This is a genomic window from Mycolicibacterium nivoides (genome assembly GCF_003855255.1).
GTDB lineage: Bacteria > Actinomycetota > Actinomycetes > Mycobacteriales > Mycobacteriaceae > Mycobacterium > Mycobacterium nivoides.
This window is the reverse complement of sequence record NZ_CP034072.1, coordinates 1378598-1398358: the sequence shown is the minus strand read 5'-3', so window position 1 is coordinate 1398358 and position 19761 is coordinate 1378598. Positions and strand designations below refer to the sequence as shown.

The 19761-nt window shown below is 66.6% G+C and carries 21 protein-coding genes and 1 pseudogene; 8 read left to right on the top strand and 14 right to left on the bottom strand.

Features of this window, described 5'->3' with window-relative positions:
* Positions 1–41 precede the first annotated feature (41 nt).
* Positions 42–767, top strand: coding sequence for an SDR family NAD(P)-dependent oxidoreductase (locus EH231_RS06660; protein WP_124712117.1), 726 nt, complete (start codon positions 42–44; stop codon positions 765–767).
* Here the strand turns inward: EH231_RS06660 and EH231_RS06655 are convergent.
* From EH231_RS06655 to ectA, 9 genes are all read right to left on the bottom strand, one after another.
* The gene (locus EH231_RS06655) at positions 757–1494 is read right to left on the bottom strand and encodes a YqjF family protein (protein ID WP_124712116.1); all 738 of its coding nucleotides are present in this window, start codon (positions 1492–1494) and stop codon (positions 757–759) included. The genes EH231_RS06660 and EH231_RS06655 overlap by 11 nt on opposite strands.
* 5 nt (positions 1495–1499) lie before the next feature.
* Positions 1500–2225 carry a proteasome subunit alpha gene (prcA, locus tag EH231_RS06650; RefSeq protein WP_044523898.1) on the bottom strand — a complete coding sequence of 242 codons (726 nt, stop codon included), beginning with the start codon at positions 2223–2225 and terminating at the stop codon, positions 1500–1502.
* Positions 2226–3023 carry a proteasome subunit beta gene (gene prcB, locus EH231_RS06645; protein ID WP_090431086.1) on the bottom strand — a complete coding sequence of 266 codons (798 nt, stop codon included), beginning with the start codon at positions 3021–3023 and terminating at the stop codon, positions 2226–2228.
* Between the two features lie 56 nt (positions 3024–3079).
* Complete coding sequence (locus EH231_RS06640; RefSeq protein ID WP_003880265.1) at positions 3080–3274, bottom strand: ubiquitin-like protein Pup; 195 nt, start codon at positions 3272–3274, stop codon at positions 3080–3082.
* A gap of 105 nt (positions 3275–3379) precedes the next feature.
* A complete protein-coding gene (dop, locus tag EH231_RS06635; RefSeq protein ID WP_090431088.1) occupies positions 3380–4888 on the bottom strand; it encodes a depupylase/deamidase Dop in 1509 nt (502 codons plus the stop codon).
* Positions 4889–4897: 9 nt separating this feature from the next.
* Positions 4898–5809, bottom strand: coding sequence for an ectoine hydroxylase (thpD, locus tag EH231_RS06630; protein WP_124712115.1), 912 nt, complete (start codon positions 5807–5809; stop codon positions 4898–4900).
* Complete coding sequence (locus EH231_RS06625) at positions 5806–6198, bottom strand: ectoine synthase (protein ID WP_090431092.1); 393 nt, start codon at positions 6196–6198, stop codon at positions 5806–5808. The genes thpD and EH231_RS06625 overlap by 4 nt, the downstream gene beginning before the upstream one ends.
* Before the next feature lie 13 nt (positions 6199–6211).
* Complete coding sequence (ectB, locus tag EH231_RS06620; protein ID WP_090431094.1) at positions 6212–7498, bottom strand: diaminobutyrate--2-oxoglutarate transaminase; 1287 nt, start codon at positions 7496–7498, stop codon at positions 6212–6214.
* A gap of 47 nt (positions 7499–7545) precedes the next feature.
* Complete coding sequence (gene ectA / locus EH231_RS06615; RefSeq protein WP_090431096.1) at positions 7546–8091, bottom strand: diaminobutyrate acetyltransferase; 546 nt, start codon at positions 8089–8091, stop codon at positions 7546–7548.
* A gap of 514 nt (positions 8092–8605) precedes the next feature.
* Here ectA and EH231_RS34225 point away from each other — a divergent pair.
* The gene (locus tag EH231_RS34225) at positions 8606–9772 is read left to right on the top strand and encodes a hypothetical protein (RefSeq protein ID WP_234939949.1); all 1167 of its coding nucleotides are present in this window, start codon (positions 8606–8608) and stop codon (positions 9770–9772) included.
* 84 nt (positions 9773–9856) lie between these two features.
* On the opposite strand, the pseudogene EH231_RS34900 reads toward EH231_RS34225, so the two are convergent.
* Positions 9857–10150 (bottom strand): annotated as a pseudogene (locus EH231_RS34900) (EamA family transporter); the annotation flags it as partial.
* Between the two features lie 550 nt (positions 10151–10700).
* Here EH231_RS34900 and EH231_RS06605 point away from each other — a divergent pair.
* Positions 10701–11642 (top strand): LysR family transcriptional regulator, encoded by a 942-nt coding sequence (locus tag EH231_RS06605; RefSeq protein WP_090431100.1) that lies wholly within the window; start codon positions 10701–10703, stop codon positions 11640–11642.
* Here EH231_RS06605 and EH231_RS06600 read toward each other — a convergent pair.
* A complete protein-coding gene (locus tag EH231_RS06600) occupies positions 11584–12141 on the bottom strand; it encodes a TetR/AcrR family transcriptional regulator (RefSeq protein ID WP_241177900.1) in 558 nt (185 codons plus the stop codon). The two genes, EH231_RS06605 and EH231_RS06600, sit on opposite strands and share 59 nt — an antisense overlap.
* Before the next feature lie 48 nt (positions 12142–12189).
* On the opposite strand from EH231_RS06600, the gene EH231_RS06595 reads away from it, so the two are divergent.
* Together EH231_RS06595 and EH231_RS06585 are read left to right on the top strand one after the other, a co-directional pair.
* Entirely contained in the window at positions 12190–13395 is a 1206-nt protein-coding gene (locus EH231_RS06595) for a DUF418 domain-containing protein (RefSeq protein ID WP_124712113.1), read from the top strand.
* A gap of 322 nt (positions 13396–13717) precedes the next feature.
* A complete protein-coding gene (locus tag EH231_RS06585) occupies positions 13718–14866 on the top strand; it encodes a hypothetical protein (protein WP_090431102.1) in 1149 nt (382 codons plus the stop codon).
* Between the two features lie 4 nt (positions 14867–14870).
* Here EH231_RS06585 and EH231_RS06580 read toward each other — a convergent pair whose 3' ends face one another.
* Positions 14871–15368: an adenosine-specific kinase gene (locus EH231_RS06580; protein ID WP_124712112.1), complete on the bottom strand. Its 498-nt coding sequence runs from the start codon at positions 15366–15368 to the stop codon at positions 14871–14873.
* 104 nt (positions 15369–15472) lie between these two features.
* On the bottom strand, positions 15473–17314 hold the full coding sequence (arc, locus tag EH231_RS06575) for a proteasome ATPase (RefSeq protein ID WP_090431106.1): 1842 nt from the start codon (positions 17312–17314) through the stop codon (positions 15473–15475).
* 145 nt (positions 17315–17459) lie between these two features.
* Here arc and EH231_RS06570 point away from each other — a divergent pair, with 145 nt between their 5' ends.
* The 3 genes from EH231_RS06570 to EH231_RS06560 are packed head-to-tail and all read left to right on the top strand — an operon-like array spanning position 17460 to position 18820.
* A complete protein-coding gene (locus EH231_RS06570; protein ID WP_090431109.1) occupies positions 17460–17963 on the top strand; it encodes an MTB12 family secreted protein in 504 nt (167 codons plus the stop codon).
* 8 nt (positions 17964–17971) lie between these two features.
* A complete protein-coding gene (gene lppK, locus EH231_RS06565; protein ID WP_124712111.1) occupies positions 17972–18520 on the top strand; it encodes a lipoprotein LppK in 549 nt (182 codons plus the stop codon).
* Positions 18521–18526: 6 nt separating this feature from the next.
* Complete coding sequence (locus tag EH231_RS06560; RefSeq protein WP_124712110.1) at positions 18527–18820, top strand: DUF503 domain-containing protein; 294 nt, start codon at positions 18527–18529, stop codon at positions 18818–18820.
* A gap of 4 nt (positions 18821–18824) precedes the next feature.
* Here EH231_RS06560 and EH231_RS06555 read toward each other — a convergent pair whose 3' ends face one another.
* Positions 18825–19697, bottom strand: coding sequence for a tRNA (adenine-N1)-methyltransferase (locus EH231_RS06555; protein ID WP_124712109.1), 873 nt, complete (start codon positions 19695–19697; stop codon positions 18825–18827).
* Between the last annotated feature and the right edge of the window lie 64 nt (positions 19698–19761).

Genomic DNA, 19761 nt, shown 5'->3' with positions numbered 1-19761 from the left:
CGAAGTTGAGGGTGCACTCAACTTGTGCTAGTAAGTTGAGTATGACCTCAACTTCTTCCCCGGTCCTGGTGGTACTCGGCGCCGGCCCCGGCCTCGGCTTGTCGGTCGCACAGCGGTTCGGCGCCGCGGGATACCGCGTCGCGCTGATTTCGCGTTCGCCACAACGGCATTCGGATTACCTGGCCGCACTGGCCGACAACGGAATCGAGGCGGCCGCCTATGTCGCCGACGCGGCCCGGCCCGATCAGCTGCGCAGCGCCATCGACGCGGTCCGTGCCCGGTTCGGCCGGATCGACGTGGGCTATTACGGTCCGGCCGCATTCGAAACGGCGCCCACCGGCGACATCACCGATCTCGACGCCGCCGGCGCGAAGGCGGCGCTCGACAGCGTCGTACCCGCGGTCGACTTCGCCGCGCAGCTGCTGCCCGAGATGCGGCAGCGCGGCAGCGGAGGATTGCTGTTCGCCGGCGGTCTGAGCAGTGTCGTGCCGATGCCCCCGCTCAGCGGGCTGGCCTTGGCGGCGGCAGCGCTGCGCAACTACGCGGTCACCCTGCATGCCGCACTCGCGCCCGCCGGTATCTACGCCGGGACCCTCACCATCGGCGGCCTGATCGAGCGCGGTGACATCCATCGGGCGATGGCCGATTCGCCGCAGTTCGCCGGAATCGCGATCCACACACTGAACCCGGACGAGCTGGCCGAGCAGATCTGGCAGCTCTACACCGACCGCAGCGCCGCCGAAACGGTGGTCAACGTCATCGCCTAGGCGTGCCTGCCCGAACGGGCAGCCCGAACCGGGCGGGTACGCCGTCGCTGAACGCGACGTGCACCGGCGGCCCATCGCAGAGCCCGCCGAGGCCGACCGAGGCGAACAATCCCGACTCGTCGAACCCGAGCAGCTCCGCCGACCGCAACAACCAGGCCGGATGCTCGTTGGGCACATACCAGGTGCGCCCGCCGTGAGCGACGTGCAGACCCCAGCGCGCCGTAAGGAAATGCTCAAGCTGCCCAGGTACCAGAACATCGCCGGTTTGGACCTCGATACGGCTGGACGCCCGGGTTCGCGGCCAGCGCACCACGGTCGTGTAGGCGTGGCGGTTCCCGTCACTGAGGTACGACATCCCGGCCCACCGGTACCGGACCCCCAGCGCCGCGCGGGCGGCGAGCGCAACGTCGAGCCTCGGGGTGTCCAGGCTCAGGAACACGACGCCACGACGGCCGATGCCATCGACGGAGTACAGGCGCACATTGGTCTCCAGGAAACTGCCGAGCACGCCAGGGCCGTAGCCGAAACCGGTGCCGGTCATCCGAAACGCGACCAGCCCGACATAGCCGATCCCGTCGAACGTATCCGGCTCTGTGCCCGCCGGATACAGGTGTGCGATCCGCCGGGCATCTACCGGCCAGTGCAGAAAGGTCAAGTCGACCCAGTTCTGATGAAGGATCCGGGCACCGGTCAGCCTCGGCGCTTCGGGGCTGACCGGCTCGACCACTGCGGCTACTCAGACGCCGCCGGTGGCTCCGATTCAGGCAGAACGGCTTCCAACGCTGCGCCGGTGATCCGGCGGAACGCCCGGCGAGGACGGTTGGCGTCGAGGATCGCCACCTCCAGGGTGGCCGGGCCCAGGGTGCGCGGCTCGGAACCGTTGCCGCTCGCGCTGAGTGCTTCGACGGCGATCTTGACCGCCGCGGCCAGATCGGCGTTCTCTGCGTACGACTCGTTCAGCGCGGCGATGATCGGTTCGGTGGTGCCGCCCATCACGACGAAGTGCGGCTCGTCGGCGATCGACCCGTCGTAGGTGATGCGGTACAGCTCAGGCGACTTCGTCTCGCCGTAGTGCGCCACCTCGGCCACGCACAGCTCGACCTCGTAGGGCTTGGCCTGCTCGGTGAAAATCGTGCCGAGCGTCTGCGCGTACACATTGGCCAACTGGCGGCCCGTCACGTCGCGGCGGTCGTAGGCGTAGCCGCGGGTGTCGGCGAACTGGATTCCGCCGCGCCGCAGGTTGTCGAACTCGTTGAACCGGCCCACGGCGGCGAAGCCGACCCGGTCGTAGAGCTCGCTGACCTTCTGCAGAGACCGCGAGGGGTTCTCCGCGACGAAAAGCACGCCGCTGTCGTATGCGAGTGCGATCACGCTCCGCCCGCGGGCGATGCCCTTGCGCGCCAGTTCGGAGCGCTCACGCATCGCCTGTTCAGGCGAGATGAAGTACGGGAAGCTCATTTACCCCTCACCGCCCGTCCGGGTCCGGCGCGCGATGACTTCGCGGGCCAGCTCGGCGATGCGTTCCTCGGTGATCTCGACCGCACCCTCGGCACCGATGGTCACCGCGGTCGGATAGATGCCGCGCACCAGATCGGGTCCACCGGTGGCGGAGTCGTCGTCGGCCGCGTCGTAGAGCGACTCGATGGCCACCTGCAATGCCGAATCCGCGTCCACCACATGCGGATAGAGCTTCTTGATCGACGACTTGGCGAAGATCGAGCCGGAGCCCACCGACTGGTAGCCCTCTTCCTCGATGTTCCAACCGCCCGCGGCGTCGAAGGACACGATGCGGCCGGCATTTGTCGGGTCGCTGGCATCAACATCAAAACCCACCAGCAGCGGGAGCGCCACGAAACCCTGCAGTGCCGCACCGAGATTGCCGCGCACCATGATGGCCAGCCGGTTGACCTTCCCGCGGAAGGTCAGGGCGACGCCTTCGAGCTTCTCGTAGTGCTCGAGTTCCACGGCATAGAGGCGGGCGAACTCCACGGCGATGGCCGCGGTGCCCGCGATACCGGTCGCGGTGTAGTCATCGGTGATGTACACCTTCTGCACGTCGCGCCCGGCGATCATGTTGCCCTGGGTGGAACGCCGGTCACCGGCGATCAGCACACCGCCGGGGTACTTGATCGCGACGATGGTCGTCCCGTGGGGCACCGCGTTGGTCGGGTTGATCCCGCCATCGGCGACACGGTTGACCGGCAACAGTTCTGGGGCCTGACGACGCAGCAGTTCAGAGAAGGACGACAGGTCCATGGCTACAGAGGTGATACCGGAGAAGGGTTGGGGCAGAGACAGGTTTTCGCGCCAGGTCACTGGCCGCCCTTTTGGACGTATGCGCGCACGAAGTCTTCGGCGTTCTCTTCCAGCACGTCGTCGATCTCATCGAGCAGATCGTCGGTCTCCTCGGCCAGCTTCTCGCGACGCTCCTGCCCGGCGGCAGATGCACCCGGGAGGTCGTCGTCCTCACCGCCGCCACCGCCACGCTTGGTCTGCTCTTGAGCCATCGCTGCCTCCTGCAATTGTCATCGGCCGGGCTAACCGCCCAACCGGTTCTTCCACAGTACCGGTCGGCACCCGGATTGCCCGGGATAGCTCACCGCCGGAAATGGTCAGTTCGTGAGTTGCTCGACGAGTTCCGCCGCGCTGTCCACAGAGTCCAGGAGGGCGCCGACATGCGCCTTGCTGCCGCGCAGAGGCTCCAGCGTTGGAATCCGGACGAGCGAATCGCCGCCGAGATCGAAGATCACCGAGTCCCAGCTCGCCGCGGCGATGTCGGAACCGAAGCGGCGCAGGCATTCGCCGCGGAAGTACGCACGAGTGTCGGTCGGCGGGTTGTCCACCGCGTCGATCACCTGCTGCTCGGTGACCAGGCGCTTCATCGAACCGCGCGCCACCAGCCGGTTGTACAGGCCCTTGTCCAGCCGGACATCGGAGTACTGCAGGTCGACCAGGTGCAGCCGCGGCGCCTGCCAGCCGAGGTTCTCGCGCTGGCGGAACCCCTCCAGCAACCGCAGCTTGGCCGGCCAGTCGAGAATCTCGGCACATTCCATCGGATCGCGTTCGAGCAGGTCCAGCACATGAGCCCAGGTCTCGACCACGTGGGAGGCCCGCGGATCCGGGTCCTTGATGTCGACCAGTTTGGCCACCCGGTCCAGATAGACCCGCTGCATCGCCAGGGCGGTCATCTCACGACCGTCGGCCAGCGCGACCGTGGCCCGGAGCGACGGATCACGGCTGATCACGTGGACGGCGTGCACCGGCCGGGCCAGCGCCAGATCGGACAGGTCCAGCCCGTACTGCGGGCCCTCCTCGATCAGGTCGAGCACCAGGGAGCTGGTCCCGACCTTGAGATAGGTCGACGTCTCGGCCAGGTTGGCATCGCCGATGATGACGTGCAGCCGCCGGTATTTGTCGGCGTCGGCGTGCGGCTCGTCGCGGGTGTTGATGATGCCGCGCTTGAGCGTGGTCTCGAGGCCGACCTCGACCTCGATGTAGTCGGCCCGCTGGGACAGCTGGAAACCGGGATCGTCCCCCGACGGCCCGATGCCGACGCGGCCGGAGCCGGTCACCACCTGCCGCGACACCAGGAACGGGGTGAACCCCGCGATCACCGCGGAGAACGGGGTCTGGCGGCTCATCAGGTAGTTCTCGTGCGACCCGTAGGAGGCACCCTTGCCGTCCACGTTGTTCTTGTAGAGCTGCAGCTTGGCCGCCCCGGGCACGCTCGCGACGTGGCGGGCGGCGGCCTCCATCACGCGCTCGCCGGCCTTGTCCCAGATCACCGCGTCCATCGGATCGGTGCACTCCGGCGCCGAGTACTCCGGGTGGGCATGGTCCACGTAGAGCCGGGCGCCGTTGGTGAGGATCATGTTGGCCGCCCCGACCTCGTCGGCATCGACGATCGGAGCCGGTCCGGACGCCCGGGACAGGTCGAACCCGCGGGCGTCGCGCAGCGGGCTCTCGACCTCGTAGTCCCACCGTGTGCGCTTGCCGCGCTGGATGCCGGCGGCAGCCGCGTACGCCAGCACCGCCTGAGTCGAGGTCAGGATCGGATTGGCGGTCGGATCGGACGGCGATGAAATGCCGTATTCGACCTCTGTTCCGATAATCCGTTGCATGTGGCCAGCCTAGGTGACGGCCTGTGCACCCCGGGCCGCCAGGTATTCGGGTCGTGGCCGCGGGGCAGCGAACGGGTCGGTCAGCGCGTTGTCGACCGAGTTGAAAACCAGGAAGACGTTCGACCTCGGCAGCGGCGTGATGTTCGATCCCGAGCCGTGCAGCAGATTCGCGTCGAACCACAGCGCGGTCCCCGGCGGGCCGGTGAACTGGTGGATGTCATGGGCGTCGACAGCCTTGGTCAACGTCGTCTGGTCCGGCACGCCGATGTTCTGCGCCACCAGTGAGGTGTCGTGGTTGTCCTCGGGCGTGGCGCCGACGCAGGGATAGAACGTCTGGTGCGATCCGGGGATGACCATGAGCGACCCGTTGTACGGATAGTTCTCGGTCAGGGCGATCGAGCACGAGACGGCGCGGATCGCCGGCATGCCGTCCTCGGCATGCCAGGTCTCGAAGTCCGAATGCCAGTAGAACCCCGTCCCGGTGAACCCGGGCATGAGGTTGATCCGGGCCTGGTGGATGTAGACGTCGCCGCCGAGCAACTGCCGAGCGACCGGCAGCACCGTGTCCAACCGGACCACCTGGGCCACCAGGTCGCTCAGCAGATGCGGCTCGAAGATCGACCGGATCGTGCCGCCCGGCTCCCGGATCACCCGCGGGTCGTCCGTGTCCAGATCCGCTGCCACCCGGTCGATTTCGTGGCGCAGCAGCGGAAGCCAATCGTCCGACACCGTCTCGGGCGCCACCAGGTAGCCGTACTCGGAGAAACCGTCCAGATGAGGCTGGCTCAGCGGCCCGTCGGCGACACTGCCCCACACCACAGGCTCGTGGCGCGGTATCGGCTCGATCGCGTGCTCGAGCCGTGTCGGGTAGCGATCCTCGACCGCGGCCGTAACACCTTCGGCGTCCCGCTGTGCCGTCATGCGACCGACTGTGGCGCCGGGTAAACGCCGTTCTCGTCGTGCACCTCCCGCCCGGTCACGGGCGGATTGAACACGCACAGCATCCGCAACTGCTCATCGCAGGTGACCCGGTGGCGGTCGTTGTTGTTGAGCAGGTACATGGTTCCGTCGGCGAGCGGGTACTGCTGCCCGGTCTCCAGATCCGTCAGCGTGCCGGTGCCCTCGATCACCCAGACCGCCTCGACGTGGTGCTGATAGTGGAACTCGTTGACCGACCCCGACTCGATGGTGGTCTCGTGGAACGAGAAACCGACGCCGTCGCCGGCCAGGATGATGCGCTTGGATCGCCAACTGCCGTCGGCCACGTCGCGGTCGGTGCCGGTGATCTCAGCTGTGGTGCGAACAATCATGTTTCAAGCCTCCTCAGGCCAGCGCGACGGCGACGGACTCGGCGAGAATGTCGAGTCCCTCGGACAGTTCGGTCGGAAGAGTGGTCAGCGGCGGCAGCAGTTTGACCACCTCGTCGGACGGACCGCTGGTCTCCATCAACGCACCGCGGTCGAAGGCGGCCCGGCAGACCTGTCCGGCCAGGTCCGCCTCGTCGAACTTGAGGCCCTGGGCCATTCCCCGACCACGGGCGGTCACGCCGTCGTGGGCAGCGGCGATCTCCTCCAGCCGCGCCCGGATCAGCTCACCCTTGACGGTCGTGTCGGCGCTGAATCTATCGTCCGCCCAATACGTCTCGATCGCCGCCGTGGCGGTGATGAAAGCCGGGTTGTGCCCGCGGAAGGTGCCGTTGTGCTCCCCCGGCGCCCACACATCCAGATCACGGCGGAACAGCGTGAGCGCCATCGGCAGGCCGTAGCCGCTGACCGACTTCGATATCGTGACGATATCGGGCACGATGCCGGCGGCCTCGAAGCTGAAGAACGGCCCGGTACGGCCACAACCCATCTGTACGTCATCGACGATCAGCAGGATGTCCCGCTTCCGGCACAGCTCCGCCAGGGCCTGCAGCCATTCGATCCGTGCCACGTTGAGACCGCCTTCGCCCTGGACGGTTTCGACGATCACCGCGGCGGGGCGGTTGAGCCCGCTGCCCGAATCGTCGAGCACGCGCTCGAACCACTGGAAGTCCTCGGTGACCCCGCCGAAGTAGTTGTCGTAGGGCATCGGGGTGGCGTGGACCAGCGGGATGCCGGCACCCGCCCGCTTCATCGAGTTGCCGGTGACCGACAACGCTCCGAGCGTCATCCCGTGAAATGCGTTGGTGAAGCTGATAACCGACTCGCGGCCGGTCACCTTCCTGGCCAACTTGAGTGCGGACTCCACGGAGTTCGCCCCGGTCGGCCCGGGGAACTGCACCTTGTAGTCCAGCCCGCGCGGACGCAGGATGAGCCGCTCGAAGCTCTCCAGGAACCGCTGCTTGGCCGCGGTGGCCATGTCGAGCGAGTGCACGATCCCATCGGAGACAAGGTATTCGAGCAACGGCTCCTTGAGGGCGGCGTTGTTGTGGCCGTAGTTCAGCGCGCCCGCACCGGCGAAGAAGTCGATGTAGGTGCGGCCGGCGGTGTCGGTCACCCAGGAACCCGCGGCGCTGTTCATGACGGTGGGCCAGCTGCGGCAATAGCTGCGGACCTCGGACTCGACGGAACTGAACACGTCGGGAAGGTCAGATTCGGACAACGGCGCTGTCGTAGCGAGCAGCAAGGGATAATCCTTCCAATCAATTCAAACTGGTTATCAGACAACTGATTTCAGCGAGAAAGCGGTGTGGCGATGGGCCCCATCCGCAGAATCGGCTCGTCTTCGTGTGCCCCGCCGGCGTCGAGGAGATCGCATCCGAAATGCGGGTCCTCGACCAGGGGCACGCCGTGACGGCGCGCGAAGGCGCCGAAGAATGCGCGTGAGGCGGCGTTGCCCGGCGAGACCGTGGCTTCCACGGTGACCGGGCGCCCATCGCGCTGCGTACGGACCCGGTGCACGAGTGCGTCGAGCATGGTGCTGGCCAGTCCCCCGCCCTGCGCCGACGGCGCCACGGCGACCTGCCACACGAACAGGACGTCCGGCCGCGGCGGCGGGTGGTAACCCGTGATGAATCCGCGCAGGTCGCCGTCACGCTCGGCCACTATTGACGTGGCAGCAAAATCAGTTGCCAGCAACAGATAGGCATAGGTGGAATTCAGATCGAGCACCCCGGTGGCTTCCGCAAGATCGCGGATGCCAATCGCATCGGTACCCCGTGGAGGGCGCAGGAATTCTTCCCGGGAATGGCGTCCCGGGACGCTTTCTAAAACACGCATATCGAGTTAAAAGTCACCACCGAACAGTCAGCGATCATCGTCAGTTACAAGTCATCGGTGCCCTCGACGTAAGCACACCACCCTGCCGGGATCAAGCTCCCAGACCGCGCCAGGACCGCTATTGGGTCCGCAGTCACCGGCATTGAACTGGGATAACCGTACAGATCGTCGATCTCAGAAAAGCGTTAGCGTCGTTATCGAATCGTTACATTGGTGCAGCGGTACCACCTCGGACGCTCCCGGCCCTACTCGATGGCCCCGCGCGCCGCAACAGGCGAACGCAACACATTTCCGGGATTTCCCCGGATATTCCGGGCCGGAAAAACTCAAATTGAAATTTAATAATCACCGGTACGGTCCAACTTCAATAACCGATCGAATATGCTCGGAGGCTTTCCCCTGAATCGCCTACCCAGACGATGGCCGCCGCAGTGTCGCGCGGGCAACGCCACGGGATCCGCAGCGGCGTGTCGGCTACTCTGAAATCGCCGCAGCTGAGCCGGGATCGAGCACAATGACCGCCGTGGCCGACATGCGGCGTGTGCACGACTGGTTCCTCCAGCGCGGGCTTCCGCTGGTACTCACGCGCAGAGTGCGATCGCGCGCGCTTCTCGAACGCTCGGCACCGATGGTCGCCGCAGCCGGCGGGCTCATCGCGTTGATCATGCTGCTGGCCGAACTCACCGGACCCGCCGTACACATCGGTACCGCAGTCAAACTCGGCATACTCGCCCTGCTGTTGTTCGCCGCACCGTTCGTGCTGGAACGGCTGCACCAGGCAGACACGACGCGAGGCGAGGCGGGTCGCCGTTCGGCGGCGCTGCTCGTGACGGCCCTGTTCGTCTTCGGACTGCCGTTCGCCGACAGCGGCTTCTCCGGTATCGCTGCCGCCGAGGCCGCCGGATTCGCGCTCGTCGCATCGCTCGTGGTGTGGCTGACCTACCTGGGTTTCGGCTCGATCGCGTTGTGGGCGTTCCGGTTCGCCTGGCTGCAACTGGGAGCGCTGGGCACCCTGATGAGTCGCGCCCTGCCCCTGTTGATGCTCACGGTGGTGGTGTATTTCACCGGAGAGCTGTGGCAGCTCTCGGCCCGGATGCCCCGGCAACAACTGTGGCAGACGATCGGATTCCTGGCTCTGATCGCAATCGCCTTCATGGTCACCACGATTCGCGACGAGGTGCGCGCCCTGCGCGAGGATCGCACCGGCCCCAGCGATCCTGCCGCGCTACTCGCCGGCACCCCGCTGTCGGTGCAGGACGGCCACCATCCGCGTCGCACCCCGCTGTCACGCGCCGAACAGGTCAACGTGGTTGCGGTGATGGTGGTGTCCCAGGCGATCCAGGTGGTGCTGTTCACCACCGGACTGTTCGCGTTCTTCCTGGCGCTGGGCATCATCGCCATCCCCGACGACGTCATCGTGCTGTGGTCGGCAGAGACGGCCTGCCAGACCGGTACCCCGCCGTGCGCCGGAACCTGGTTCGGCATCGCGATCCCGATTCCCCAGACCGTGGTGCACATGTCGCTGTTCGTGGCCGTGCTCTCCGGCCTGTACTTCACCGTGAGCACGAGTGTCGATCCGCTGTATCGCGAGCGGTTCTTCGATCCGCTGATCGCCGACGTCGCGGTCAGCCTGGCCGGGCGCGACGCGTACCTGGAGTTGGAGCGAGGCCGAGGCCTGTGACGTCAGCACCACGCGCCCCCAGGTGGTTCCGGCGATCACCAACGCGGCTCCGGCGATTCCGGCTCCGGTGACGGGATCGCCGGCCAGTGTGACACCGATGACGGCGGCCCACAGCGGTTCGGTGCCCACCAGCAGACTGACCCGGGCCGGACTGGTCGTGCTCAACGCCCGCAACTGCACCAGGAATGCAAACACCGTGCAGGCCAACACCAGGTATCCGATGACGGTCCAGTCGGCCACTCCGTAGGCCGCCGTCGTGGCTACCACCGATTGGCCCGACAGCCCGCAGAGGGCGAGCGCCACCACGGCAACGGTGGCCAACTGAACCAGAGTGGTTCGGGCTGAGTCGATCTCATGCTTCTCCGACATCCGCGCCATGACCGTGACGTGCACGGCACGCAGCAAAGCGGCGATCACGATCACGACGTCCCCCGCCCGCGGGGCTGTCAGGCCCCCGGTCTGGGTCAGCAACGCGCAACCGACGACCGCGAGTGCCGCCGCGAGATAGAAGCGGTGCGCCACCCGATTGCGCTGCATCATGGGCGTGGCCACGATGGTCAGCGCCATGATCAGGCCCGCGTTGGACGCCGATGTCATGGTCACGCCGTAGGTTTCCGCAACACAGACCGCGGCCAGGAGGATCCCGCCGACCACACCCGAGGCCCCCTCGGCGCGGGTCAATCCCGCCAGCCGCCGGCACAGGACGGCAGCCAGCACCGCTGCCGCGAGGGCGAACCGCACCACCAGAAGCGCGAAGACCGCGTCGGGCGCGGCGATCTCCTTGGTGGCCAGATAGCTCGATCCCCACACCACAGCGACGGCGAGCAGACAGAGGTCGGTGGAGCGCTGGGCCATATGGACCAGCGTGTTATCCATCCAATAGTTCAGTCAAGCTAATCTTTTTTCATATTATATGTAGCATTACTTCATGGATGCCGGACGCCTGCGAATGCTGCGTGAGCTCGCCGACCACGGCACGGTCGCCGCAGTGGCTCAGGTGCTGTCCATGACGCCCTCGGCCGTCTCTCAGCAGTTGAAGATCCTGCAACGCGAGGCCGGCGTGACGTTGATCGAACCCGACGGCAGGCGGGTGCGCCTGACCGATGCCGGGCAGGTGCTTGTCGGGCACGCCGATGCCGTACTGGCGGCATTGGACCGCGCCCGGGCCGAGATGGACGTCTACCGCAGCACCCCCCGCGGCACCGTGAGTGTCTCGTTCTTTCCTTCCGGGGCAGCGATGTTGTTGGCCCCGTTGATCGTCCGGGCAGCCGAACACGAGGTCCAGGTTCTCGGGCGCGACATCGACGTGCCGGCATCCCGGGCACCGGCCCAACTCGCCGACTTCGACGTCGTGGTTGTCCACCGCGACGAACGCGACGCATCACCCTGGGGCCCGCGCTTCGAAGCCACCGAGCTGTTGCGGGAGCCGCTGGATGTCGTCCTGCCGCCGGGGCATCATCTCGCGAGTCGCGGTCAGGTTCGGCTGACCGATCTGGCCGACGAACGCTGGATCGGCGTCGAAGGCGGATTGATGGTCGACGACGTGCTCAACTCGATCACGATCCTGTCCGGCATACAGCCGCGAATCACCCAGCGGATCAACGACTTCCGCGTGGTCGAGGAGCTGGTCCACGCAGGCACCGGTATCGCCCTGATGCCGCGCTACGTGAGGCTCGCACGTGAGCTGGTGCGGCTGCCGATCACCGACATCTCGGTGGCCCGGCGGGTCGAGGCGGTCACCCGCGCGGGTGCCACGGCACGGCCCGCGGTGGCGGTCGTGCTCGATGAACTGTCCGCGATTGCGTCGGGCATCAGTTCAGCAGGCGCTGCACATGGCCGCGGGCGATCCGCTCGGCAAGCTCAGGACTGACCCGGTCCGGCTCGACGGCCACTGCGCAGGCCAGCCCATCCAACAGGGCCAGCAACTCGACGGCGGCCGACTCGGCCTCCACACCGGGAGCCGCCTCCGCGATCAGATCGGCCAGCCACCGTGACATCCGAATCCAATCCTGCCGGTGCGCGAGCGCGGTCCGCTCGTCGACAGCCGCTCGCGCCAGCCGCAACAGCCAGGCCACGCTGATGTCCCGGTCGCCTGGTTCGGGGCACACCAGGGCCACGGCCAATGCCTCCAATCGGGCCGCCGCAGACATTTCTGCCGCAAGCCGCTCCGAGAGCCGAGCCAGGAACCGGCCGCTGGCGCGATCCATCGCGGCAGCCAGCATCGCGTCCTTGGTCGGAAAATGGTGTTGCACTGCACCGATCGAAAGCTCGGCCAGGGCAGCGACTTTGCGCACCGACACGCCTTCGAATCCCTCGGCCACCAGGACGCGTAACACCGCATCGGCCATTCGCTCATAGGGGGCGCTCACAGCCCCAGCCTAAGTCACCAATACGTTCGTATGGTAGCGTTCGCGCACATGTCCTCGACACGTCTGCAGTCCCTGGACGTCCTGCGCGGAATCGCCATCCTCGGCACCTTGGGCACCAACATTTGGATCTTCACCCATCCCGAGGGGTTGGTCGGTTACCTCAACGGCACCCCGGACTCGGACTGGCGGCCTGTCGAGGTCATGCTGCAATTCCTGGCCCAGGGCAAGTTCCTAGGCTTGCTGACCGTGATGTTCGGTATCGGCCTTGCCCTACAACAACGTTCGGCATTGCGCGCCGGGCAGCACTGGCCGGGGAGCTACCCATGGCGGGCCGTGCTGCTACTGCTCGACGGAGTGGTGCACTTTGTCCTGCTCACCGAGTTCGATGTGCTGATGGGCTACGCCATCACCGGCTGGATAGTGTCTTACCTGCTGTTGACTTCACCGCGCACGCAGCGCCGCATCATCGCGACGGCCGCCGCAGTACACCTCACGCTGCTGGCAGCGATTACCGTTGTACTGCTCGCCGGCCCGTCCGAGACCGGCCCGCGTGCACCACTGGAGCCGAATCCCTACGCGCACGGTTCGTTCTGGGATCTGGTGACATTCCGCCTCGACCACGTGGTGTTGTTCCGGTTGGAGACGGTGTTCATCTTCCCGATGTCGATCGCCCTGTTCCTGCTGGGCGCGAGGCTGTTCCAGGCCGGAGTGCTCGAGCCGCGTGGCACCGCGCTGCGCCGGCGGCTGATGTGGCTGGGTTTCGCCGTGGCAGCTCCGGTCGACATCGCATTGGAGGTGACAGCGGGCGGACCCGGACTGCTCGTGGCCCGCTACGGTGTCGCACCGTTTGTGTCACTGGCGATCCTGTCCGCCGTCGCCGAGTTCTACGTACGCCGTCCCCACCACCGATGGGCCGGGCGCCGGTTGGCCGAGGTGGGACGGATGGCGTTGTCCAGCTATGTGTTACAGAATCTGGTGGCCTCGGCGATCTGCTACGGCTGGGGTCTGGGCCTGGCCGCGAGCACTCCGCCGCAGCACCGGGTGCCAGTGACCGTCGCGATCTACCTGGTGGTGGTTGCGGTGGTCATGGCCTTCGCTCATCTGTGGCTACGCCGGTTCGACCGGGGACCGGTGGAATGGCTGTGGAACACCAGCTACCGTGCCCTGGCGCGCCCGACCGGTCGACGTCAGTTCGGGTTGCCCGCCGAGGTAGCCACATCGTCGCCGAACCACTTCTCCTTGATCATGTCGTAGGAACCGTCTTCGCGCATGCTCAACAATGTCTGGTCGATCGGCTTACGGAGCTTGCTGCCGACGGCGACGACGAATCCGTGATTCTCGTATCAGCACCGTCAGTCCGAGATACCGCTGTCTCACGGACACGTCGCCCTCCTGTCATGGCAGCCCAAGACTCTAGACCGTAGGGCCGCTCGCCATTGCCCGACGACACGCTGCGCCGGCAATCACGCCGGTGCTTGCCGTACCGGTGATTGCTTGGTGCAGTAGTCGTGATGACGTACCTCGTGATGCGCAACGCAACGCCGATCGACGGCACCGGTGTGGCGGTTAGGTAACCGTGGCGAGCTCACAATCCCCTGACCGCGTCGCGGCCGAACGCTGGTTCCTGGCCAGCGGGCTGCCCGCGGTGCTGCGCCCGGGAGCACTGGTCCGGTCGGTGTGGGCGCGGTCGGCACCGGCTCTGGTGGCATACGCGTGGGTGATGCTTAATTCGGTGCTGGTGGTCGCCCTGACCGGCAAGCACACCATCGCCATCGATGGCACCCCGACTCGCACAGAGTGGTTCGTGCTGGCGGTGCTACTGCTGGTGCTGCCAACTGCCGCCCTGGTCGGGTGGGCGGTCTCCCTCCTCCCGACCAAGCGCTCGGCCGACGCGGCGTCGGCGGTGGCCTGCCTGGTGATCGTGGTGAGCGGACTCTACGGCGGCCTGACCGCGCGGGACGGCCTGAACCTGATCATCGAATTGCTGGTCATTACGGCTGTATTAGTTTGCACCGCAACAGGAATCGGATCGATCCTGGGTTTCGCGGCCCACGTGACGATCTCGAATCTGGCGTCGGTCGGCAGCCTGTTCGTCCGGGCGCTGCCCGTGGTCCTGCTGACCGTTCTGGTGTTCTTCAACACCTACGTCTGGGTGATGGCATCCACCCTGAGCCGGGGCCGTCTCTGGCTGGCCTTGCTCTTCCTCTTCGCGGTCGCCACGGTGTTTCTGGTCTCCAGCACGCTGGAGCGGGTGCGCCCGATTCTGCGGCCCGACGCCAAGGAACCCGAGGACGACGGGCGCCTGGCCGGCACGCCGTTCGCCGATATGCCCGACCGGCCGCGGCGGGTACGTCTGTCGAAGCCGGAACGGCTCAACGTGGTGTTTGCGCTCGTGCTCTCCCAGATCGTCCAAGTGCTCACCGTCGCGGTGGTGACCGCGCTGATCTTCTTCGTACTGGGACTGATCGTGCTCAGTCCTGAGCTACTGGCCGCCTGGACCCGCAACGGGTCATCCGATGGCCAGCTGCTGGGAATGACGTTCCCGGTGCCGCAGGCGCTGATCCAGACCACCATGTTCCTGGCGGCGTTGACGTTCATGTACCTCAGCGCCCGGGCGGTCTCCGACGTCGAGCAGCGGACCCGCTTCCTCGACCCGCTGCTCGATGACCTCCGACTCACGCTGGTGGCGCGCGACCGCTACCGCACCCACACGGCGGAATCCTGACGCGTCAGAGCTTGTAACCGATCGCGCGCAGCAGATCCCGCCGGGCTGCCACGTCATCGTCGGATTCGACGCCCAGCGGTGGCTCTCCGTCGATCACGCCCGCGATGCCGCGGCCGAGCGGCGTGACGGCGACGACGATATCGACCGGATTGGCGGTGGCGCAGAAGATCGAGCAGACCTCGGGAACCCCTTTGATCGGGTTGAGGACGTTCACCGGGAACCCCTCGCGCACGAAGATCACGAAGGTGTGCCCCGCGGCAATCGCGAGCGCATTGCGCACCGCCAATTCGACAAGCTCGGGATCATTCCCGCTGCGGCGCACCAATCGCGGACCGGACGCCTCACAGAAGGCCAACCCGAACCGCAACGACGGACTGACCCCCACCATGGCCTCGTGCAGGTCCTCCACCGTCTTGATGAAGTGCGCCTGCCCGATGACGACGTTGAGGTCGTCGGGCTTGTCGACGGACACCACGTCCCAGGACAGCGCCGGTGTGGTCACACCTCAATGCTGCCACCGTCGCTGCAAAGATTGGACGAGAAGACGCAAATGTCCCCGGAATCGGTTGATTCCGGGGACATTCACGACTGCTCGCGCAGAACCTGCTACAGGTACTGCCCGAGGTTCGACTCGGTGTCAATCGCCCTGCTGGCCGACGAGCTCTTGCCGGTGACGAGCGTACGGATGTAGACGATCCGCTCGCCCTTCTTGCCCGAGATCCGCGCCCAGTCATCGGGATTGGTGGTGTTGGGCAGGTCCTCGTTCTCGGCGAACTCATCGACGATCGAATCCAGCAGGTGCTGGATTCGCAGACCGGGCTGACCGGTCTCCAGCACGCTCTTGATCGCGTTCTTCTTCGCCCGGTCGACGACGTTCTGGATCATGGCGCCGGAGTTGAAGTCCTTGAAGTACATGACTTCCTTGTCACCGTTGGCGTAGGTGACCTCCAGGAACCGGTTGTCGTCGATCTCCGCGTACATCCGGTCCACGACCTTCTCGATCATGGTCTTGATCGTCAGCGTCCGGTCGCCGCCGAACTCGGCGAGATCGTCGGCGTGCACCGGCAGTGCCTCGGTCAGGTACTTCGAGAAGATGTCCTGTGCCGACTCGGCGTCGGGCCGCTCGATCTTGATCTTGACGTCCAGGCGGCCGGGCCGCAGGATCGCCGGGTCGATCATGTCCTCGCGGTTGGAGGCGCCGATGACGATGACGTTCTCCAGGCCTTCGACACCGTCGATCTCCGAAAGCAGCTGCGGCACAACAGTTGTCTCCACGTCGGAGCTGACGCCGGTGCCACGGGTACGGAAGATCGAGTCCATCTCGTCGAAGAACACGATCACCGGGGTGCCCTCGGACGCCTTCTCACGGGCGCGCTGGAAGATCAGCCGGATGTGACGCTCGGTCTCACCGACGAACTTGTTCAGCAGCTCGGGGCCCTTGATGTTGAGGAAGTAGCTCTTCGCCTCACGGGCGTCGTCACCACGAACCTCGGCCATCTTCTTGGCCAGCGAGTTCGCCACGGCCTTGGCGATCAGCGTCTTACCGCAACCGGGCGGGCCGTAGAGCAGCACGCCCTTGGGCGGCCGCAGCGAGTACTCGCGGTAGAGCTCCTTGTGCAGGAAGGGCAGCTCGACGGCGTCGCGGATCTGCTCGATCTGGCGGCCCAGGCCACCGATGTCGTTGTAGCTGACATCGGGCACCTCTTCGAGCACCAGATCCTCGACCTCGGCCTTGGGGATGCGCTCGAAGGCGTATCCGGCCTTGGTGTCGACCAGCAGTGAGTCTCCGGGACGCAGCTTGCGCGGCCGGTCGTCGTCGAGCGCCGCCTCGGAGTCCTCGGGCAGGTCCTCGACGGCGATCAGGGGCTCGGCCAGCCAGACGATGCGCTCCTCGTCGGCATGCCCGACCACCAGTGCGCGGTGGCCGTCGGCCAGGATTTCGCGCAGCGTGCTGATCTCGCCGACCGCCTCGAAGTGGCCGGCCTCGACCACGGTGAGCGCCTCGTTGAGCCGGACCGTCTGGCCCTGCTTGAGCGACGCGGTCTCGATGTTCGGGGAGCAGGTGAGTCGCATCTTGCGGCCCGAGGTGAACACGTCGACGGTGTCGTCCTCGTGGGTACCCAGCAGCACGCCGTACCCGCTGGGCGGCTGACCCAGCCGGTCGACCTCCTCGCGCAGGGCGAGCAGCTGCTGACGGGCTTCCTTCAGGGTGTCCATGAGCTTGGCGTTGCGCGACGCGAGCGAGTCGATCCGCGCCTCAAGCTGGTGAACGTCGCGGGCACTGCGCAGTCCGCTCTGTGGCCCTACCGCATTCTCCAACTGCTCACGCAGAACCGCGGCCTCACGGCGCAGCGATTCCAGCTCGGCGGCATCATCGCTGGACATGGGCTGCGAGTAGCCCGCCGAGAAACTCTCGGCGTGACCCTCCGAACGCTCTGACTCACTCATATTGCGCTCCCTCCCGCACCGCAAGTTGGTGCAGTAACAACTTCAACGCTACCGGCGATTCAGCCATTGTGTGCGCTCTAGGAACTAGACACACCAGCACCACTGTTAGCCTCTAAGTTCAGTTGGTCCGATCGAAAGGACAGTCGTGACCCCGAAAACCCTCGTTACCGGCTTTATCACCGCAGCTGCAGCCGCCGCCGTGGTGGGCGGAGCAGCGGCGGGTGTGACTTCTATTGCATCCAGCGGCATGTCGACCTCGCCGGCCATCCAGCCGGTGGTCTTCGGCGCGCCCCTGCCGGCCACGCCGGCACCGGACCTGGCGTCACCGCTGGTGCAGACTCTGCAGGCACTCGCCAACGGTGGCTCGTTCAGCGGCAAGGCCCCCTACATCCAGGGCGGCATCGGTCGGATCGAGAGCATCGCCGCCGACCGCGCCTACAGCAAGGCGGCCGCTGAAGGCAAGTTCCCGCTGACCTTCAACATCGCCAACATCGATGACCAGGGCGGCGTGGCGTATGCCGATGTCACCGCCACCTCGGCCACCGGCGGCACCGCCACCCAGAACATCCAGTTCGTGGCGGGCCCGAGCCCGACCGGCTGGCAGATCTCCAAGGGATCGGCCATGGCCCTGCTGTCCTCTGTCGGCTGAGTAGGTAGTTGAACCGCACCCGTTTCGCAGTCCTGAGTGCCGCCACGATCGTGGCGGCACTTGGGCTCTGTGGGTGTAGTGGCAACGGTGATCGGGCTGAGTCCTCGCACCCGGCCACCAGCGTGCTCACCACGACGGCACCGGCCGCTCCGCCCACCGCACCGCTGCCGGCCCCCGAAGCGCTGACCGGTGTGCTGGACCGGCTGGCCGACGTCAGCGTCCCCGGCGCCGACAAGGTCGTCCTGGTCGAACAGGGCACCGCCGATGACGCCGCCGCGCTGGACAAGTTCGGCCGTGCGCTGGCCGACAACGGATTCACTCCGCTGACCTTCGAGGCCAACGATCTGACCTGGTCCCAAACCGAGCCGGGCAACGTGGTGGCGACCGTCAAGGTCACCGCGGGCGGCGAGAAATCGGCCCGCGACTTCAGCTTCCCGATGGAATTCACCCCGCACGGCGACGGCTGGCAGCTGACCAGGCACACCGCCGATCTGCTGCTGGTGATGGGCGCGGGTGCCGAAGCGTCTGCGCCGCCCGCCCCGACTCCACCCCGCTGAGACGCCATGTGGATCGGCTGGTTGGAGTTCGACCTGCTGCTCGGTGATGTGCACTCGCTCAAGCAGAAACGCTCCGTGATCCGGCCGGTGATCGCCGAACTGCACCGCAAGCTCGCGGTGTCGGCGGCCGAATCAGGCACACAGGATCTACATCGCCGCGCCGGCATCGGCATCGCTCTGGTCGCCGCCGACCGCGCGCACGTGGTCGAGGTCCTCGACGCCGCCGAACGGATGGTCGCGGGCCGCCCCGAACTCGAACTGCTCTCCGCCCGGCGGGGCTTGCACCACAGCGACGACTAGGCCGTCAGGCCCCCGACTCGGACTCGACGGCGGACTCGACGGCGAGCTGACGTTTCTTGCGCAGCGGGACCGGCGCCACCGCGCCCGGCGCCAATTTGCGCGCGCTGACCAGAAAGGCGGTGTGGCCGCGCATGTTGTGTTCCGGCCGTACCGCCAGCCCCACCACATGCCAACCCCGCTGCATGCTTTCCCAGGCCCGCGGTTCGGTCCAGCACTGCTGCTCGCGAAGCGCCTCGACGACGCGCGACAGCTGGGTGACGGTGGCGACGTAGACCATCAGCACACCACCGGCCACCAGCGCCTTGGAGACGGCGGGCAGCACCTCCCAGGGCGCCAGCATGTCCAGGACCACGCGGTCCATCTCCGGACCTTCGTAGTCGGCGAGGTCGGCGATCACCAGGTCCCAGTTCTCCGGGCGCTCACCGAAGAACGTGATCACGTTCTTCTCGGCGGTCGGGGCGTGATCGTCACGGATCTCATAGGACGTCACCCGGCCCTCCGGGCCCACCGCCCGCAGCAGCGAGCAGGTCAGCGCGCCGGAGCCGGCGCCGGCCTCCAGCACTCGCGCGCCCGGGAAGATGTCGCCCTCGTGCACGATCTGCGCGGCGTCTTTCGGGTAGATCACCTGCGCCCCGCGGGGCATCGACATCACGTAGTCGACCAGGAGCGGTCGCAGCACGAGGAACTGGTCGCCGTTGGTGGATTTGACCACGCTGCCTTCCGGCAGCCCGATCACATTGTCGAAGGCGATGATGCCGCGATGGGTGTGGAACTCGCCGCCCGGGTTGAGCACCATCGTGTAGCGCCGGCCCTTGGCGTCGGTGAGTTGCACCCGGTCGCCAACGGCGAACGGTCCGGTCGGTCTCTTCGCTGCCACGGACGTCCAGCCTGCCAGTACCCGCACCGGGCCTGGTGCCCGGGGTTCCGCAACTTTGTCGGGG

Bases quoted from the DNA above. Each gene is read 5' to 3' on its own strand.
- EH231_RS06660 (WP_124712117.1), top strand. From the start codon at position 42: ATGACCTCAACTTCTTCCCCGGTCCTGGTGGTACTCGGCGCCGGCCCC.
- prcA (WP_044523898.1), bottom strand. From the start codon at position 2,225: ATGAGCTTCCCGTACTTCATCTCGCCTGAACAGGCGATGCGTGAGCGC.
- prcB (WP_090431086.1), bottom strand. From the start codon at position 3,023: ATGGACCTGTCGTCCTTCTCTGAACTGCTGCGTCGTCAGGCCCCAGAA.
- EH231_RS06640 (WP_003880265.1), bottom strand. From the start codon at position 3,274: ATGGCTCAAGAGCAGACCAAGCGTGGCGGTGGCGGCGGTGAGGACGAC.
- dop (WP_090431088.1), bottom strand. From the start codon at position 4,888: ATGCAACGGATTATCGGAACAGAGGTCGAATACGGCATTTCATCGCCG.
- thpD (WP_124712115.1), bottom strand. From the start codon at position 5,809: ATGACGGCACAGCGGGACGCCGAAGGTGTTACGGCCGCGGTCGAGGAT.
- EH231_RS06625 (WP_090431092.1), bottom strand. From the start codon at position 6,198: ATGATTGTTCGCACCACAGCTGAGATCACCGGCACCGACCGCGACGTG.
- ectA (WP_090431096.1), bottom strand. From the start codon at position 8,091: ATGCGTGTTTTAGAAAGCGTCCCGGGACGCCATTCCCGGGAAGAATTC.
- EH231_RS34225 (WP_234939949.1), top strand. From the start codon at position 8,606: ATGACCGCCGTGGCCGACATGCGGCGTGTGCACGACTGGTTCCTCCAG.
- EH231_RS06605 (WP_090431100.1), top strand. From the start codon at position 10,701: ATGGATGCCGGACGCCTGCGAATGCTGCGTGAGCTCGCCGACCACGGC.
- EH231_RS06595 (WP_124712113.1), top strand. From the start codon at position 12,190: ATGTCCTCGACACGTCTGCAGTCCCTGGACGTCCTGCGCGGAATCGCC.
- arc (WP_090431106.1), bottom strand. From the start codon at position 17,314: ATGAGTGAGTCAGAGCGTTCGGAGGGTCACGCCGAGAGTTTCTCGGCG.
- EH231_RS06560 (WP_124712110.1), top strand. From the start codon at position 18,527: ATGTGGATCGGCTGGTTGGAGTTCGACCTGCTGCTCGGTGATGTGCAC.